Below are 17,397 nucleotides of genomic sequence, written 5' to 3' on the forward strand. Positions count from 1 at the left end.
TCCTACCTTAATGTCTTAGTCAGATTCCAACTCAATATCGATGCCCAGAGATCGAATCTCCTTAACCAATACGTTGAAGGATTCAGGCATACCTGGGTCCATGCTGTGGTCACCATCTACGATGTTCTTATACATTTTAGTACGACCATTCACGTCATCAGACTTAACAGTTAGCATTTCTTGCAAAGTGTAAGCGGCGCCATATGCTTCTAGGGCCCAAACTTCCATCTCACCAAATCGCTGACCGCCAAACTGAGCCTTACCACCAAGTGGCTGCTGAGTTACCAGGCTGTATGAACCAGTAGAGCGGGCATGCATCTTGTCATCAACCAAGTGGTTCAACTTCAACATGTACATATAACCTACGGTAACAGGGCGATCAAACTTATCACCTGTACGACCGTCATATAACCAGGTTTGGCCAGAACGATCTAAACCACCAAGCTCTAACAAACGCTTAATTTCGTTTTCTTCGGCTCCATCAAATACAGGCGTTGCTAAAGGCACGCCAGCTTTCAGGTTTTTAGCCAACTCAAGGATTTCGTCATCGCTGAAGCTGTTAAGGTCTTCTGAACGGTAGCAGTTGCCATCGTTGTAGATCTGGTCTAAGAAAGCACGAATCTCTTTAATAGACTTGGCCCGCTCTTGCGCCATCATTTCTTCGATGCGCTCACCTAAGCCTTTGGCAGCCATACCCATATGAGTTTCTAGGATCTGACCCACGTTCATACGCGAGGGCACACCTAATGGGTTTAGCACGATGTCTACGGTTTTACCGAATTCATCATAAGGCATATCTTCAACAGGCATAATTACAGAGATAACACCTTTGTTACCATGACGACCAGCCATCTTGTCGCCAGGTTGAATACGACGCTTAACAGCCACGTATACTTTAACGATCTTCAACACCCCAGGGGCTAGGTCGTCGCCAGTTTGTAGCTTCTTTTTCTTGTCTTCAAATTTTGCATCTAGGTCAAGACGAGTTTCTTCTAAAGACTGCTGTGCTAATTCTAGCTGCTGCTGAAGAGCATCATCTGCCATGCGTAATTTGAACCAATCAATACGGTCAACTTCTAATAAATTGTCCACCGTAATAACGTCGCCCTTACTGAAGCCAGCACCACCATTTACTGCGTTGCCGATTAAGGCCGCCGATAAACGTTCGTATGTGGCTGATTCAACAATGCGGAACCGGTCATTAATATCTTTACGCTCTTGATCTAACTGCATTTGTTCAATGGCAACTGCACGTTGATCTTTATCCACGCCGTCACGGGTAAACACTTGCACGTTGATCACGGTGCCTTTGGTACCCGTCTTAACACGAAGAGAGGTGTCTTTAACGTCTGAAGCTTTTTCACCAAAGATAGCACGTAATAGCTTTTCTTCTGGCGTAAGCTGAGTTTCACCTTTAGGTGTCACCTTACCTACTAGAATGTCACCAGGGCCTACTTCAGCACCAATGTGAACAATGCCAGCTTCGTCTAATTTCGCTAGTGCGCTTTCGCCCACATTAGGAATGTCAGAGGTTATTTCTTCACTGCCTAATTTAGTGTCACGTGCCACACAGGTTAATTCCTGAATATGGATCGTAGTGAAACGGTCTTCTTTAACAACGTTCTCAGAGATCAAGATTGAGTCTTCGAAGTTGTAACCATTCCAAGGCATAAAGGCAATACGCATATTCTGACCCAAGGCTAACTCGCCAAGGTCAACAGATGGGCCATCAGCCAATACATCACCACGGGCAACAGTGTCGCCTAGGTTAACGATAGAACGTTGGTTAATACAGGTATTCTGATTAGAGCGGGTGTACTTGGTTAGGTTGTAGATATCTACACCTGCATCCCCTACTTCTGTCTCAGAATCATGCGCTTTAACTACAACACGGGTGGCATCAACTGATTCGATCACACCACCGCGGGTGGCTACGACACATACACCAGAGTTTTGGGCAACGTGACGCTCCATACCTGTGCCTACTAGAGGCTTTTGAGCCTGAAGAGTTGGCACTGCTTGACGCTGCATGTTCGAGCCCATCAAAGCTCGGTTAGCATCATCGTGCTCTAGAAACGGAATTAATGAGGCCGCTACAGAAACTACCTGGCGTGGAGATACGTCCATGTAGTCTACGTTGTCAGGTGACATCAAGGTAAATTCGTTTTCGTGACGAACGGTAACTAGGTCCTCAGAAAGATTGTCCTTAGCATCAAGCTTGGCATTGGCCTGAGCAATGATGTGTTGGCTTTCTTCGATAGCAGACAAGTACTCAATTTCTGAGGTCACTTTACCAGCAACTACTTTACGATACGGTGTTTCTAAGAAACCGTAATCGTTAGTGCGGGCATAGGTAGCCAAAGAGTTAATCAGACCAATGTTTGGGCCTTCTGGCGTTTCGATAGGACACACGCGACCATAGTGAGTCGGATGTACGTCACGCACTTCAAAGCCTGCACGTTCACGGGTTAAACCACCAGGCCCTAAAGCAGAAACACGACGTTTGTGTGTCACTTCTGATAGCGGGTTGTTTTGATCCATAAACTGAGACAACTGGCTAGAACCAAAGAATTCTTTGATCGCAGCAGACACAGGCTTAGCGTTGATTAAGTCTTGTGGCATTAGGCCATCAGACTCAGCCATACTTAAACGTTCTTTAACAGCACGCTCTACACGCACTAGGCCAACACGAAATTGGTTTTCTGCCATTTCGCCTACAGACCGAACACGACGGTTACCTAAGTGGTCGATATCATCCACTATGCCTTTACCGTTGCGGATAGCGATTAGCGTTTGCATTACTGCAACGATGTCTTGGTCACCCAACACACCTTCACCCGTCGTTTCAGAACGGCCTAAACGACGGTTAAACTTCATCCGGCCAACGGCAGACAAGTCATAACGTTCGCTAGTGAAAAACAAGTTGTTAAACAAGTTTTCTGCAGATTCTTTAGTTGGTGGCTCACCAGGACGCATCATGCGGTAAATTTCTACCAAAGCTTCAAGTTGTGTGCGGGTTGGATCAGCGGTCAGAGTATCTGACATGAATGGGCCACAGTCTAAATCGTTACTATAAATCAACGGCAACGCAGTAATACCAGCTACACGCAGGGCAACGAGGAGTTCTTGTGTGACTTCAGTATTACAATCACAAATTAACTCGCCAGTAGCTGGGTTAATTTGGTCGCGGGCAATTTTCTTGCCTACGAGGTATTCTTCAGGAATTTGCAGCTGCTTTAAGCCGATCTTTTCCATTTGTTTAATGTGACGGGCAGTCACTCGACGCCCCTCTTCAACCAATACAGACCCTTTTTGATCCACAATGTCAAAGGTGGCTGTTTCGCCACGCAGACGGCTAGGCACCAAAGTCATGGTGAAGCCTTCTTCGGTCAGTGTCACATCGACATTATCAAAGAATGTTTCTACGATTTGTTCGCTGGTGTAACCCAAAGAGCGCAACAAAATAGATGCAGGTAGCTTACGGCGACGGTCAATACGTACAAAAAGCGTATCTTTAGGGTCGAATTCAAAATCTAACCAAGAACCACGGTAAGGAATAACACGGGCGTTATATAACAACTTACCAGAACTGTGGGTCTTACCCTTGTCATGGTCGAAGAATACGCCAGGTGAACGATGTAGCTGAGAAACAATAACACGCTCTGTACCGTTAACAACAAAGGTACCGTTGTCAGTCATCAAAGGCATTTCGCCCATGTAGACTTCTTGCTCCTTAATATCCTTGATCGCCTTAGCCTTGGAATCGCGATCATAAATTACTAAGCGCACCTTAACGCGCAAAGGTGCAGCGTAGGTAACGCCACGTAACTGACATTCTTTAACGTCAAAAACAGGCTCACCTAACTTGTAGGTCACATATTCTAAAGACGCATTGCCAGAAAAAGAGACAATGGGAAAAACAGATTCAAAAGCAGCATGAAGGCCTAGGTCTTTACGCTGGTCAACACCGTGACCAGAATGTAAAAACTTACGGTAGGAGTCGATCTGGATGGCCAACAAATAAGGCACATCCATCACCGGAGGCAGCTTGCCGAAATCCTTGCGGATACGTTTTTTCTCAGTGTATGAGTAAGGCATCAAAAATCCCCGATTTGGGTCTGTATTCAGACCGTTAAATTGGTCGGACAAATGTCCAAATATACTGGTTCCGCCCTAGGCGACGGGGGCATACTCCCCGCAAAACAGTACTGGCAAAGGGTTTTAACCCCTTTGATCCAGCCTTTTTTGGTTATAAAACACGACATAAAAAGCCAGCGCTATAGAACCGAAAAAGGCCGGTGGCAAATATGCCACCAGCCGTGTGCAGTCAAACCCACAATTCCAATAGGAACATTAGGTCTAAGCAAGCACATCTTAAAAGATGGCTTACTTAATTTCTACAGTAGCGCCAGATGCTTCAAGCTCAGTTTTAAGGGCGTCTGCGTCTTCTTTAGACAGACCTTCCTTAACTGCTGCTGGAGCACTTTCAACTAGGCCCTTAGCTTCTTTCAAGCCAAGACCAGTTGCTGCACGTACAGCTTTGATAGCTGCTACTTTCTTTTCGCCGCCAGAAACTAGAATTACGTCGAATTCAGTTTGCTCTTCGGCTGCTGAACCAGCGTCACCGCCGGCAGCTGGGCCAGCTGATGCAGTTGCAGCAGTAACACCGAACTTCTCTTCCATAGCGGAGATAAGTTCAACCACGTCCATTACAGACATGTCGGCTACGGCATTGATGATATCGTCTTTAGTGATAGACATAACAATTCCTACTCTTTAATAAGACCCAGTGGGTCATCTTGTTCATACATAAGTCGAATTAAATCTAGCCAAACTGGCTTTTAGATTTAAGCGGCTTCCTGTTCTTTCTGATCGCGAACTGCTGCTAGTGTACGTGCCAGCTTGCTGGTCGCACCTTGCATTACGCTCATCAACTTAGCAATTGCTTCGTCGTATGTTGGCAATGATGCCAATACGTCGATTTGATCAGCACCCATAAGGTTGCCTTCAAACGCCAGTGCTTTCACTTCAAATTTGCCGTTGCTTCTTGCAAACTCTTTGAACAAACGGGCGCCAGCGCCTGGATGTTCGTTAGAAAATGCAATAATGCTTGGACCTTTGAAGGAGTCCTGCAAACACGCGTAGTCCGTGCCTTCTAAAGCAATCTTAGCGAGAGTGTTACGCACAACCCGTAGGGTTACGCCATTCTCGCGAGCTTGCTTTCGAAGAGCAGTCATGTCACCTACAGTAACGCCACGTGAATCGGCTACAACTGCAGATAGAGCACTGGTGGCTGCTTCGCTGACTTCTGCGACAATCGCTTTCTTGTCTTCGAGACCTAAAGCCACGTTATTTCTCCTGGAAAAATTATCCAACTTCTCATTCTTATTTAGCTTGCGCTAAGTAACAACAAGAACCTAATAACGGTGTTAAATTCAGAATTCTGAATCGGGTTCACCGTCTGCGTAGGCAAACATTAAGGCTTGTCACCAAAAGGATCAAACCACCTACGGTCTTTGACAGTCTTGTACAAGTACAAGACCCCAAAGTTTGGTTTATTAAAGGCCTCAACTAAAAAAACTTTAGCCTTTAATGTGGCTCTCCAATGGAGAACCGAATGCGTTAGAACTTAACGGCACCGTGATCAACCGAGAGGCCTGGGCCCATGGTGGTTGAAATAGTAACCTTCTTAATGTAAACGCCTTTAGCTGAAGCTGGCTTCATTTTCTTAAGATCACCCAATAGGGAGATTAGGTTTTCTTTCACTGCGTCTGCAGTAAAACCTACCTTACCTAATGAACAATGAATGATGCCGGCCTTGTCTGTACGGTAGCGCACTTGACCCGACTTAGCGTTCTTAACAGCAGTTGCTACATCTGGTGTTACTGTACCAACTTTAGGGTTAGGCATTAGACCACGAGGACCAAGTACCTGACCTAACTGGCCTACAACACGCATTGCGTCTGGTGTAGCGATCACTACGTCAAAGTCCATTTTACCGGCTTTGATTTCTGCAGCTAAATCGTCCATACCTACAATGTCTGCACCAGCAGCTGTTGCTTTTTCTACGTTCTCACCTTGGGTAAAAACAGCAACACGAACTTCTTTGCCAGTACCGTTTGGAAGCACAGTAGAACCACGAACAACCTGGTCAGATTTACGTGGATCAACACCTAAGTTAATCGCAACGTCTATGCCTTCGGCAAACTTAACTGTCGATAGTTCAGACAATAGGTCAACAGCAGTGTTGATCTCATATACTTTGCCTAGCTCAATCTTTTCGGCGATTGCTTTAGCACGTTTAGTCACGTTAGCCATTAGATAACACCTTCTACATTTAAGCCCATAGAACGAGCACTGCCCGCGATAGTCCGTACAGCTGCATCCATATCAGAAGCAGTTAGATCTTCCATTTTTGTGGTTGCAATCTCTTCTAGCTGTGCACGAGTTACCGTGCCCACTTTTACAGTGTTAGGGCGTGCTGAGCCACTTTTAAGCCCTGCTGCCTTCTTTAGCAACACTGCTGCAGGAGGAGTCTTAGTGATGAATGTAAAGCTACGGTCTGCGTATACTGTAATTACAACAGGTACAGGCATGCCAGATTCCATGCTCTGGGTTTGAGCATTAAAGGCTTTACAGAATTCCATAATATTTACACCGTGCTGACCCAATGCAGGACCAACTGGTGGACTTGGGTTGGCCTTGCCGGCAGCAACCTGAAGCTTGATGTAGGCTTGTACTTTCTTAGCCATGGTAGTGATCTCCTAATGGGTAATAACGCCTTCTTTGTTCTTCAGGTGGCCATTTAGGCGACACTTGAAGAGCAAATGAACAGCTCCCCTATTCAAAAAACATTCCGCTATTGCTGAATGCGCAAAAACCCTGGGCGCCGTTACCGACTCCAGGGTCTAGTGCTGGCAGCCTAGGCTGCCAGAGATCAGGCCTTTTCGACCTGAATAAATTCTAATTCGACCGGCGTTGAACGGCCAAAAATAAGTACAGCAACTTGTAGCCGGCTCTTTTCATAGTTCACTTCTTCTACTACGCCGTTGAAGTCTGCAAACGGGCCATCGACAACACGAACCATCTCGCCTGGCTCGAAGATAGTCTTAGGGCGAGGCGCTTCTGCACCAGACTCAACACGCTCTAAAATGGCATTGGCTTCACGCTCAGTAATGGGTGCTGGCTTATCTGCAGTGCCACCAATAAAGCCCATTACACGAGGTGTTTCTTTAACCATGTGCCAAGTTTCATCGTTTAATTCCATATTCACTAGCACGTAGCCAGGGTAGAATTTACGCTCACTGCGACGCTTCTTGCCCGCGCGCATTTCAATCACTTCCTCAGTTGGCACCAAGACATCACCAAACACATCCTGCATTTCATAACGCTCTATGCGCTCATGCAAGGCACGCATTACTTGCTTCTCGTAACCTGAGTATGCGTGAACAACGTACCAACGCTTTGCCATGATAATTTCCTAACTAAACTTTTTAAGCTGACTAGCCAATCAAAGAAGAAACAGTCCAACTCAAAAATGAGTCCAGACCCCACAAAACTAAAGCCATGATCAGTACTACCACCACTACAATTAATGTAGTCTGCGTAGTTTCTTGCCGATTGGGCCAAACCACTTTACGGATTTCTTTGCGAGCTTCTTTAAAGCTAACCGCGTAACCCCTTCCTTTGGCTGTTTGCAATACAACAAACAAGGCCACACCCGCCAAGGCTACTAAAGCCAGTGTTCGGTACAGTAGGGATTGATCGGAATAAACAGAGTTGCCTACGACACCAGTGATTACTAAAGCCAGAACAATTACCCACTTAACGGTGTCAAAACGTGAGTTCTGTGTAGTTGGTGTAGCGCTCATTTTGGAGCCTCTAGTTAACGGTGCTTTACACTTTCGGCTATACAACCCAAAGCATTAAAAAATATGGCAGGCCAGGAGGGATTCGAACCCCCAACATTCGGTTTTGGAGACCGACGTTCTGCCGTTGGAACTACTGGCCTAGAACATCTTTTCGCATGATCATTTGAAACATGCCAAAAGTATGGGACGCGTATATTATACGTGCCCCATGGTTTTTGCAAGCAGTTAAGGCTAACTGCTTGCATTTCCTCAGCTTAATTAAGCTAGGATACGAGCTACAACACCAGCACCAACAGTACGGCCACCTTCGCGAATAGCGAAGCGTAAACCTTCATCCATGGCGATTGGGTTAATGAGCTCAACAACCATTTGGATGTTGTCACCAGGCATAACCATTTCTACGCCTTCTGGCAATTCACAGGCACCTGTGATGTCCGTTGTACGGAAGTAGAACTGTGGACGGTATCCCTTAAAGAAAGGAGTGTGGCGTCCGCCTTCGTCTTTGCCTAGTACGTATACTTCAGCTTCAAACTTGGTGTGAGGAGTGATTGAACCAGGCTTAGCCAATACTTGACCACGCTCTACATCTTCACGCTTAGTACCACGTAGTAGTACACCCACGTTCTCGCCTGCACGACCTTCGTCAAGCAACTTGCGGAACATCTCAACACCTGTACACGTAGAACGCGTAGTGTCTTTAATGCCAATCATCTCTACGTCGTTACCAACGTTAACGATACCACGCTCAATACGACCCGTTACCACAGTACCGCGGCCTTGAATTGAGAACACATCTTCGATAGGCATTAAGAAATCACCATCGATCGCACGCTCTGGCTGTGGAATGTAGCTGTCTAACGCGTCTACCAACTTACGTACTGCAGTGGTACCCATTTCGTTAGTGTCATCACCGTTCAATGCCATTAAGGCAGATCCTGGAATGATTGGCGTGTCATCACCTGGGAATTCGTACTCGTCTAGCAACTCACGAAGCTCCATTTCAACAAGTTCTAGCATCTCTGCGTATTCTTCTGAGTCTGCGCCGCCGCAATCTTCAGCTAACAAGTCTGACTTGTTTAGGAATACTACGATGTATGGTACACCTACCTGACGTGACAAAAGGATGTGCTCACGTGTCTGAGGCATTGGGCCATCAGTTGCGCCACATACCAAAATAGCACCGTCCATCTGGGCAGCACCAGTGATCATGTTCTTCACATAATCAGCGTGTCCTGGACAGTCAACATGGGCGTAATGACGCTGCTCAGAATCATATTCAACGTGTGAAGTTGCGATGGTGATACCACGCTCGCGCTCTTCAGGGGCGTTGTCGATCTGAGAGAAGTCTTTTAGCTCTCCGCCAAACGCTTCTGCACAAACACGAGTCAATGCAGCTGTTAATGTAGTTTTACCGTGGTCAACGTGACCAATGGTGCCGACGTTTACGTGCGGCTTATTTCTTTCAAACTTTTCCTTAGCCATGATAGCCTCCGACAATGGGCGACCAATTGGCCGCGCTAAGTTAAATAATGCAGCCACCCACTTATTGAGTAAACTGCAGATAACAAGAAGGGTAGATATATTGCTATATCTACCCTTCAAAATATATCGTGCTCCTTTGCCACTTGTGACAATGGAGCTCTAGGGCGGAATTGAACCGCCGACCTCACCCTTACCAAGGGTGCGCTCTACCCCTGAGCTACTAGAGCTTATAACGCACTAAACTGGCTCTAAATAGCCTTCAATCAATTCACTAACCTAAACACACTAAGTGAACCTAATACAATGTGGAGCGGGTAGCGGGAATCGAACCCGCATATACAGCTTGGAAGGCTGTCGTGATAGCCATTATACCATACCCGCAAAGAATGGTGGTGGGAGGTGGATTCGAACCACCGAAGCTTACGCGTCAGATTTACAGTCTGATCCCTTTGGCCACTCGGGAACCCCACCTAAGTATTCTTTATCAGGAACTGGTGCCGGCACGAGGAGTCGAACCCCGGACCTACTGATTACAAGTCAGTTGCTCTACCGTCTGAGCTATACCGGCTAAATTGCCTGTGCCCCTGAACTCAGGAGGTGCGTATAATACTGAACGAACTAGTAGGATGCAAGCATCAATGATGATTTTATTAAAGTTTTTTAGAGCTGATGCAAACCAGCCAGTTGCGCCATACCATCAAGCACCAATTGCTCTACATAAGTCACACCAAGCTCGTTAGCAATGGCTAAACCATCTCCCCCACAAAGCAGTATTTCGTAGCCCTGGCCTTGGGCCTCCCTCACCAGAGCACAAACACCATAGTGGGCCATTTGGAAACACCCCGCTAATACTGCTTGGGCTGTGGAAGTGCCAGGATGAATATTTTCTAGGGCCCGATGGGTAATGTTAATTTGGGCAGTATCACGCGCTAGCGCTTGGGACATAAGCCTTGCGCCAGGAATAATATAGCTGCCTTCATGATGGCCTTGTGCACTTACATAGTCCAAGGTGATGGCACTGCCACAATCAACTACACAAACGGCGTTGCGTGTATGTTGCCTTGCAGCTACCATGGCTAGCCATCTATCTACGCCTAGCTGCTGAGTTTGCTGATAGCCATTGGTGAGGTCTTGCCAGCAGTCTTGGGTGGTGATCTGATGGCATGGTATATTTTTTTCATGTGCCCAGGCTGCCACACAAAGACCCTGCGCATCATCACCCACACTCGCCCAATACATCGCGCCAGCAGCCTCTGGCAGGATAGCCTGCAGCTGAGCCATATTTAAGTCACGCACCAATATTGCTCCTGAGCGGTGCACTGCACCTTGCTGCTGCAGCCTCCACTTAAGACGAGTATTGCCTATATCTACTAACAAGTCAGTCACTGGCGCTCCTCAATAGGTCGCAAACTAATCTCGCCACCACTATAAGCCTCTATCATCCCGCTATGTTCTATTATTAGCGCACCCACCTGGTTCACACCACGGCAAATACCCTCAATGCACTTAGTTGGAAGCAGAAGCTGAACCTTTTGGTCTTGGTAATAGTGGTATTGCTGCCATTCATCACGCATAGCACCGAAGCCATGTTGCACAAACTCATGCAAGTATTCATTTAAACGCAATAAAATCTGCGCCACAACGTCATTGCGGCTTAGTTGATAGCCTAGCTGCGCAAGACTCACCCAAGGCTGATCGATAGCATCATCATGCATTAAATGCACATTAAGACCAATGCCAATGACCACATGACAAGGGCCTGTTGCGTCGCCTCGCATTTCCAGCAAAATACCAGCAAGTTTTTTGCCGTCAACTAAGACATCATTGGGCCACTTTAGCTGTACTTGCTTTACCCCCATATCGGCTAATGCATGTGTCAACGCCAAACCCACAACTAAACTCAGCCCTTCTAGAGCAACGGCTCCACCATAAAAATGCCAACCAAGAGACAAGGCAACATTTTGGCCAAACGGCGACTGCCATTGTCGGCCTAGACGACCGCGCCCTGATGTTTGCACTTCAGCCAGCACCACGTCACCATGAATAGATCGCTGCTGCTGGTGCTGCATTAAGGTTTGATTGGTAGATGGAAGGGACATGTACAACTGCACATTAAAGCTAGGGTCTAGAATGGGAAGCTGGCGCTGTATCGCCTCCACGTCTAGTAAATCTAGGCCACCTGAAATACGATAACCACGACCACGTACGCGATGTAAGTTTACCCCCAATGCTTCCACACCTTTGAGCTGCTTCCAAACAGCAGCTCTAGTCATACTCAGGTGCTGGCCTAAGGCCGTACCCGAGTGGAACTGACCATCGGCTAGCAAGTGGAGTAACTGATTAAGACTCGTTAATGACATAAGAATTACCGCGTCGCTGCGCGCCTATCAATAGCGCCACATATTACTTCTGTTTGGCCTTTTTCTTAGCCTTATTAACATGTTTCACTAGTCGCTGCTTTTTAGTAATTTGGCGCTGGGACAGAACATTCTTTTTGCCATCAAAAGGATTATCACTGGTACGGAATTCAAACCTCACAGGAGTACCACGGATCTTCAGCACTTTAATGAACTTATTTTCCAAATAACGCTTGTAGGTGGTAGGTAATGCGTTTGTTTGGTTACCATGCACTATAAACAAAGGCGGGTTAGAGCCACCTAGGTGAGCATAACGCAGCTTAATTCGACGCCCGTGCACCAAGGGGGGTTGGTGGTCTAGTATTGCGTCTTCTAGTAATGTGGTTAACTTGTTGGTGCTCCATTTGGTGAAGGCACAGCCATGCGCCTCTTCAACTGATTTGTACAAATCACCTACACCAGAACCATGTAATGCTGAGATAAAGTGAATGCGTGCAAATTTAGCAAACTCCAAACGGGCCTGTAGCTCATGTTTTACATGAGCTTTATCGTCAACAGACATGCCGTCCCATTTATTGACAGCGATCACTAATGCCCGACCCGCATCAATAACAAAGCCTAACAGGTGCATGTCTTGCTCTGTTAGACCTTCGTGAGCGTCAACGACTAACACAACAACATGGGCATCTTTAATGGCTTGTAGTGTCTTAACAATCGAAAACTTCTCCACCGTTTCTGTAACGCTACGACGACGACGCACACCTGCGGTATCGATTAAGGTATATGGCTTGTCGTTACGGCGATAGGGAATATAGATACTGTCACGCGTAGTGCCCGCTTCATCATAGACCACAACACGGTCTTCACCCAACATACGGTTGACCAAAGTAGACTTGCCTACATTTGGCCGACCCACGACACCAATGCGAATGCCTCCTTCTGAGTCCGGCGGGAACCCTTGGTCTTCTGGAAACGGTGCCAACACATCTTCAATCAACTGGCTTACACCACGGCCATGAGACGCTGCAATAGGGCGCGGCAAACCGACTAGACCTAGGCCATAAAAATCACCCAAGGCTACGTCAATATCAATACCATCAGTTTTATTTACTACCAAATAGCAAGGTTTATCACAGCGGCGAAGATGGTCGGCAATCAACTCATCAGAAGGGTTCAGACCCGCCTTGCCATCAACTAAAAATAATACTGCGTCAGCTTCGTCGATCGCCAGCAACGACTGCTCTGCCATCACTTGATCAATACCGGCTTCATCACCACTAATACCGCCAGTATCAATAACGATATAGTCTCGCTCTTCGGTCTTACCTTCACCATATTTTCGGTCACGAGTAAGGCCTGGAAAATCTGCCACTAAAGCATCACGAGAGCGCGTTAAGCGATTAAAAAGTGTGGATTTACCCACGTTAGGGCGCCCAACAAGGGCAATTACGGGATTCATAAATAAACCAATTATTTCAAGCCAAGACGCGTAAGACGGCCATCTAGACTGAGTAAGAAAATATTATCTTGGTAGCTCTTGCTACCAATACGAGCACCTTTTAGGGCCATTTTTTGACGACCTACAATCTCACCATTACTAAGCTTAAGTACGTGCGCATAGCCTTGTGTATCAATAACTAATGCATTACCTGCCAACCCCATAGGAGCCGCTAATATACGATGTTTAAGGGCGTCACTCTGCCACAACACATGGCCTAGCTCTTGGTCATAAGCAAGCACACCATCCTGAGCATCCACAACCAAAACCGCATCACCGACTATGGCTGTACCACTAATACTAGACACTGGCTGTTGCCACTTAACGGTGCCAGTTAAGGCGTCGATTGCTGCAATGTTGCCCTGATAACTAGTCACATATAGCAAATCGTCTATCAGCGTTAATGTGCCATCTACATCGGATAAACGCTCAATTTCTGAACGACCTTGCGCAGAACTAATACTCTTCTGCCACACCTCGTTACCCACTTGATTATCCAAAGCCACTAACTTACCGCTGGCGAAGCCTGCGTAGGTGTAGCTTTTGGTAACAAGTGGCGTACTAGTGCCTCTCAGGGTTAAGCTAGGAAGATTTGCTGAATAAGACCATTGGAAATTGCCATCAGTTATTGAATAGGCGCTTACCTTCCCATCCACTGTTTGCACGACAACAATTTCACTATTAGCTTGCGGCGCTGCTAAAGCCTCACTAGACGCATTCACCTGCCACAACACAGACCCATCAACACTACTTACAGAAACTAACTTACCACTGCGGGTCACCACAAATAATTGTTCGTTTATTTGGCCTACGCCTGCAGTCACTGGCTGAGCAAGATCGGTCTGCCAGTTAACCGCTCCTGTGTCTATATTAAAGGACCCCAACTGCTGACCAGAAGCTGCAAATATAGCATTAGCCGATAACACAGGCTGCATTACTGAACTACCTTCAACATCGCCTTTGCCCACAGACACAGACCAATGTTCAACGAGTTCAACTTGCGGCTCAAACCCCTCCAGTGGGGTAGGATCTGGTAGATCCCCACCAGTTGATGAACACGCACTAACAGTGATTAACGCTAGACAACCAATAACCAGCTTTAACGGCCTAGCACTCATGTTAACAATTTCTATCCTAGTCATTATTTGGGGATCTCTTTACCATTGCATTAGGCACTCAATACACTATTGCGCAAGATTATCTAGCTTCAAACCTAACAGCGGACTATTTACACCACCAGCAATAGCAAGCAGCGAGGCTGCAGAGTACGCTTCTCTAGCCGCATCTAAATCGCCTTGAGCAACCAATACATCGCCACGAGTTTCTAACCGACCTAGCTGCCACGCATCATCACCATCTACCAACAAAGCCAATGCTTGGCTATGTTGATCTTGCGCACTTAGCACCTTAGCCAAACGAATAGTGGCCAACGCATTAACTTCAGCATCACCCTGTTGCGTTAACACCCACTGTAATTCGACTGCTGCTGCAGGCAAATTACCGTCTTGAACTTCAACTCTGGCTAACATAAGGGCAGCAAACTGAGCATAGGAGCTAGAACCAAACTCAGCTTTAAGTAATTTGCTGTTATAGCGTATTTCAGCAATTTCAGTATCACTTAACTGCCCGGCTGGTGAACTATTCATTAGCTGCTGAAAGTATGCACTAGCTGTTTCTGCCTGGTTAACCTGATGGTCCTGATAGGCATTCCAGCTTAATACCCCGCCCACGGAAACTGCAATGGTGAGTATTAATGACTTACCATTTTCCTGCCACCAACGTTTAAGTGCTTCTACCTGCTCTTCTTCTGTTTTCATTTCGGCCACGACCAAAAACTCCCTTAATGCTGCTTGTAGTAATTATTGAATAAGCTCAGCAACGTGCGCTGATACTTGATCTAGAGATATGCTTTGCTGCTCGCCCTGCCCATGCAGTGGCTTAATCTGGATTTGACCCTGTGCTAACTCATCTTCGCCCATAATAAGCACCAGTTTAGCACCACAACGGTCAGCCTTTTTCATTTGATTTTTGAGACTACCACCACCGCAGTGCCACAATAAACGTAAGCCCGAGATGTCAGTGCGCAATTGTTCTGCTAATTGCATGGTGCGAACGGTTGCTGCATCACCCATATGGGCTAGATACACATCAGCTTGCTGCCCAAGACCAGCCGGCTCTTGCTGCATTTCTTGTAGCAACAAAATCATCCGCTCTACCCCCATAGCCCAACCTACAGCAGGCGTAGGCTTACCCCCTAGCTGCTCAATCATACCGTCATAACGGCCACCACCACATACGGTACCCTGTGCACCTAATTTATCAGTGACCCATTCAAAAACAGTTTTGCAATAATAGTCTAACCCCCTCACTAAACGAGGGTTAACCTCATAACTAATGCCTGCGGCGTCTAAAAGTTCACGCAAACGCTCAAAGTGCACACGAGATCCATCATCTAAGTAACCATAAAAATCAGGTGCACCGTCTAACAATGCCTGAGTGCTTTCATCCTTACTGTCTAGCACACGCAATGGATTAGTCGTGACACGACGCTGACTGTCTGCATCTAACAAAGCCATATTAGCTTGCAAAAATGCCACTAAATCAGTTCGATAGGCAGCCCGAGCTGCGGCACTACCTAACGTGTTCAACTGCAATTTTACAGCACCTTGCAAACCTAATTGCCGCCACAGACGCGCTGTCATTATAATTAGCTCAGCATCTACATCTGGACCGTCTAAACCATAGACCTCTGCACCAAACTGGTGAAACTGTCTTTGGCGACCTTTTTGTGGGCGCTCATAGCGGAACATAGGTCCGTGATACCACAAACGTTGCACTTGATTATAGGTCAACCCATGCTCTTGAGCAGCACGCACACAGGACGCTGTGCCCTCTGGCCGCAAGGTCATGTTGTCGCCATTGCGATCTGCGAAGGTATACATTTCTTTTTCAACCACATCAGTGGCTTCGCCGATTGAGCGACAAAATAAATCTGTTTTTTCCGCGATGGGCATACGGATTTCTTGATAACCGTACTGGTCAAACACTAACTTTACCTGTGCTTCAAAAAACTGCCACAACGGCGTTTGAGCCGGCAATATATCGTTCATGCCGCGAATGGCTTTTATAGACGCCAAAATGTGTTCCTTATTTAATGGAGGTGTCGCTAACTAATGCAGGTCTATTTGCTTAACGTAAGGCGCGCAATATCTTTACGTGTATGTGGTTTTAGATCAATTGTTCGGCCATCAAATGTCATGGTAGCAACGCCAGAAGAGCGTCCCAACAACACTTCTATAGGCGCAGTGATCACTTGTTCTATGGTATCTCCTGCAGAGTACAAGTCTGACAGTACCATTTTACCATTCGCATCTTTAATCTCTACCCAGCAGTCTTTATCAAACACCATGACTAACTGTGCTTGGTTTGGCAGCAGCACAACGGCATCAGTAACTTCTTTGGGCGCTTGCTCTGTTGCCGCTTCTGCAACTGGATCGACCACCGGCTCAACCACAACAACTTGCGCCTGTTCACTCTCTATAATTGACTCAGCTTCTGGCACAATCGCATCTACTTCACTCTCATTTGTTAAAAGTAGAAGTAAGTCAAGGTTGGCATCATCAGTATCTAAGCCTTCAACTAAGGTGCCACTGGGGAGCTCTTGCTCTGCACCACTGGATAGTTGTGGCAACATTTGGCTACCATTTTGGCTTTGCCACCAAACGATTGACGCCGCCACCAAACCCACAACAAAGACAATTGAGATTAACTTAACCCAAGTATCACCGGGCTTACTTTGCTGGACACCCTTGCGGATAGCTGACATGGGCTTGGCACTGTTATTAGGCACACCATAGGCTAAATCAAACTCGGCCACTAGGGCTTGGCCATCTAAACCCAGATGACGCGCATATGAGCGAATATACCCTCGAGCAAATACAAAGCTTGGAATCAACTCAAAGTCATCTTCTTCAATAGCATTAATGACTTTTGAGGTTAAATGTAAATCACGGGCTGTTTCTTTTTGAGACAGACCCTGTTCCTCGCGAGCTTGGCGCAATAAGTGACCAGGAAAGCCTGGCAACTGTCCGTCTAATTCTGGTTGATCCTGCATATCTAATGGTTCCAAATCACTCACTATCAGTACCTTTTAATGTTATTCGACGCTGAGTTAATTAATATTAGTCAG

The 17,397-nt window shown here is 46.6% G+C and carries 15 protein-coding genes and 5 tRNA genes; all 20 read right to left on the bottom strand.

Annotation, left to right across the window (positions count from 1 at the left end):
- Window positions 1-15: 15 nt before the first annotated feature.
- Window positions 16-4,098: a DNA-directed RNA polymerase subunit beta gene (gene rpoB, locus ABXT60_RS11940; RefSeq protein ID WP_443630341.1), complete on the bottom strand. Its 4,083-nt coding sequence runs from the start codon at window positions 4,096-4,098 to the stop codon at window positions 16-18.
- A 288-nt stretch (window positions 4,099-4,386) separates the two neighbouring features.
- A complete protein-coding gene (gene rplL / locus ABXT60_RS11945; RefSeq protein ID WP_443630342.1) occupies window positions 4,387-4,761 on the bottom strand; it encodes a 50S ribosomal protein L7/L12 in 375 nt (124 codons plus the stop codon).
- Between the two features lie 86 nt (window positions 4,762-4,847).
- The gene (rplJ, locus tag ABXT60_RS11950; RefSeq protein ID WP_443630343.1) at window positions 4,848-5,348 is read right to left on the bottom strand and encodes a 50S ribosomal protein L10; all 501 of its coding nucleotides are present in this window, start codon (window positions 5,346-5,348) and stop codon (window positions 4,848-4,850) included.
- Window positions 5,349-5,622: 274 nt separating this feature from the next.
- Window positions 5,623-6,318 carry a 50S ribosomal protein L1 gene (gene rplA, locus ABXT60_RS11955; RefSeq protein WP_443630344.1) on the bottom strand — a complete coding sequence of 232 codons (696 nt, stop codon included), beginning with the start codon at window positions 6,316-6,318 and terminating at the stop codon, window positions 5,623-5,625.
- On the bottom strand, window positions 6,318-6,752 hold the full coding sequence (rplK, locus tag ABXT60_RS11960; RefSeq protein WP_443630345.1) for a 50S ribosomal protein L11: 435 nt from the start codon (window positions 6,750-6,752) through the stop codon (window positions 6,318-6,320). The genes rplA and rplK overlap by 1 nt, the downstream gene beginning before the upstream one ends.
- A 185-nt stretch (window positions 6,753-6,937) precedes the next feature.
- Window positions 6,938-7,471: a transcription termination/antitermination protein NusG gene (gene nusG, locus ABXT60_RS11965; protein ID WP_443630346.1), complete on the bottom strand. Its 534-nt coding sequence runs from the start codon at window positions 7,469-7,471 to the stop codon at window positions 6,938-6,940.
- 31 nt (window positions 7,472-7,502) lie between these two features.
- On the bottom strand, window positions 7,503-7,871 hold the full coding sequence (gene secE / locus ABXT60_RS11970) for a preprotein translocase subunit SecE (RefSeq protein WP_443630347.1): 369 nt from the start codon (window positions 7,869-7,871) through the stop codon (window positions 7,503-7,505).
- Window positions 7,872-7,935: 64 nt separating this feature from the next.
- A tRNA-Trp gene (locus ABXT60_RS11975) sits at window positions 7,936-8,011 on the bottom strand.
- A 118-nt stretch (window positions 8,012-8,129) separates the two neighbouring features.
- A complete protein-coding gene (gene tuf / locus ABXT60_RS11980; RefSeq protein WP_443630337.1) occupies window positions 8,130-9,353 on the bottom strand; it encodes an elongation factor Tu in 1,224 nt (407 codons plus the stop codon).
- Window positions 9,354-9,505: 152 nt separating this feature from the next.
- Window positions 9,506-9,580 (bottom strand) — tRNA-Thr (locus tag ABXT60_RS11985).
- A gap of 79 nt (window positions 9,581-9,659) precedes the next feature.
- A tRNA-Gly gene (locus ABXT60_RS11990) sits at window positions 9,660-9,734 on the bottom strand.
- A 6-nt stretch (window positions 9,735-9,740) separates the two neighbouring features.
- Window positions 9,741-9,824, bottom strand: a tRNA-Tyr gene (locus ABXT60_RS11995).
- 21 nt (window positions 9,825-9,845) lie between these two features.
- A tRNA-Thr gene (locus ABXT60_RS12000) sits at window positions 9,846-9,921 on the bottom strand.
- Between the two features lie 92 nt (window positions 9,922-10,013).
- A complete protein-coding gene (locus ABXT60_RS12005; protein ID WP_443630348.1) occupies window positions 10,014-10,739 on the bottom strand; it encodes a type III pantothenate kinase in 726 nt (241 codons plus the stop codon).
- The gene (gene birA / locus ABXT60_RS12010) at window positions 10,736-11,713 is read right to left on the bottom strand and encodes a bifunctional biotin--[acetyl-CoA-carboxylase] ligase/biotin operon repressor BirA (protein WP_443630349.1); all 978 of its coding nucleotides are present in this window, start codon (window positions 11,711-11,713) and stop codon (window positions 10,736-10,738) included. The genes ABXT60_RS12005 and birA overlap by 4 nt, the downstream gene beginning before the upstream one ends.
- A gap of 43 nt (window positions 11,714-11,756) precedes the next feature.
- Window positions 11,757-13,169: a ribosome biogenesis GTPase Der gene (der, locus tag ABXT60_RS12015; protein ID WP_443630350.1), complete on the bottom strand. Its 1,413-nt coding sequence runs from the start codon at window positions 13,167-13,169 to the stop codon at window positions 11,757-11,759.
- 11 nt (window positions 13,170-13,180) lie between these two features.
- Window positions 13,181-14,350 (bottom strand): outer membrane protein assembly factor BamB, encoded by a 1,170-nt coding sequence (gene bamB, locus ABXT60_RS12020; RefSeq protein ID WP_443630351.1) that lies wholly within the window; start codon window positions 14,348-14,350, stop codon window positions 13,181-13,183.
- A 42-nt stretch (window positions 14,351-14,392) separates the two neighbouring features.
- On the bottom strand, window positions 14,393-15,025 hold the full coding sequence (locus ABXT60_RS12025; protein ID WP_443632104.1) for a YfgM family protein: 633 nt from the start codon (window positions 15,023-15,025) through the stop codon (window positions 14,393-14,395).
- A gap of 42 nt (window positions 15,026-15,067) precedes the next feature.
- Window positions 15,068-16,348, bottom strand: a complete 1,281-nt coding sequence (hisS, locus tag ABXT60_RS12030) for a histidine--tRNA ligase (protein WP_443632105.1) — start codon at window positions 16,346-16,348, stop codon at window positions 15,068-15,070.
- A 41-nt stretch (window positions 16,349-16,389) separates the two neighbouring features.
- Complete coding sequence (locus tag ABXT60_RS12035) at window positions 16,390-17,346, bottom strand: RodZ domain-containing protein (protein ID WP_443630352.1); 957 nt, start codon at window positions 17,344-17,346, stop codon at window positions 16,390-16,392.
- Window positions 17,347-17,397: the final 51 nt, after the last annotated feature.

It is taken from the genome of Candidatus Njordibacter sp. Uisw_056, assembly GCF_047730085.1.
Lineage (GTDB): Bacteria > Pseudomonadota > Gammaproteobacteria > Pseudomonadales > Balneatricaceae > Njordibacter.

What these genes read in the sequence shown, in the direction of transcription:
- rpoB (WP_443630341.1), bottom strand. Translation starts at nt 4,098, where the DNA reads ATGCCTTACTCATACACTGAGAAAAAACGTATCCGCAAGGATTTCGGC.
- rplL (WP_443630342.1), bottom strand. Translation starts at nt 4,761, where the DNA reads ATGTCTATCACTAAAGACGATATCATCAATGCCGTAGCCGACATGTCT.
- rplA (WP_443630344.1), bottom strand. Translation starts at nt 6,318, where the DNA reads ATGGCTAACGTGACTAAACGTGCTAAAGCAATCGCCGAAAAGATTGAG.
- rplK (WP_443630345.1), bottom strand. Translation starts at nt 6,752, where the DNA reads ATGGCTAAGAAAGTACAAGCCTACATCAAGCTTCAGGTTGCTGCCGGC.
- nusG (WP_443630346.1), bottom strand. Translation starts at nt 7,471, where the DNA reads ATGGCAAAGCGTTGGTACGTTGTTCACGCATACTCAGGTTACGAGAAG.
- secE (WP_443630347.1), bottom strand. Translation starts at nt 7,871, where the DNA reads ATGAGCGCTACACCAACTACACAGAACTCACGTTTTGACACCGTTAAG.
- tuf (WP_443630337.1), bottom strand. Translation starts at nt 9,353, where the DNA reads ATGGCTAAGGAAAAGTTTGAAAGAAATAAGCCGCACGTAAACGTCGGC.
- birA (WP_443630349.1), bottom strand. Translation starts at nt 11,713, where the DNA reads ATGTCATTAACGAGTCTTAATCAGTTACTCCACTTGCTAGCCGATGGT.
- der (WP_443630350.1), bottom strand. Translation starts at nt 13,169, where the DNA reads ATGAATCCCGTAATTGCCCTTGTTGGGCGCCCTAACGTGGGTAAATCC.
- bamB (WP_443630351.1), bottom strand. Translation starts at nt 14,350, where the DNA reads ATGACTAGGATAGAAATTGTTAACATGAGTGCTAGGCCGTTAAAGCTG.
- ABXT60_RS12025 (WP_443632104.1), bottom strand. Translation starts at nt 15,025, where the DNA reads ATGAAAACAGAAGAAGAGCAGGTAGAAGCACTTAAACGTTGGTGGCAG.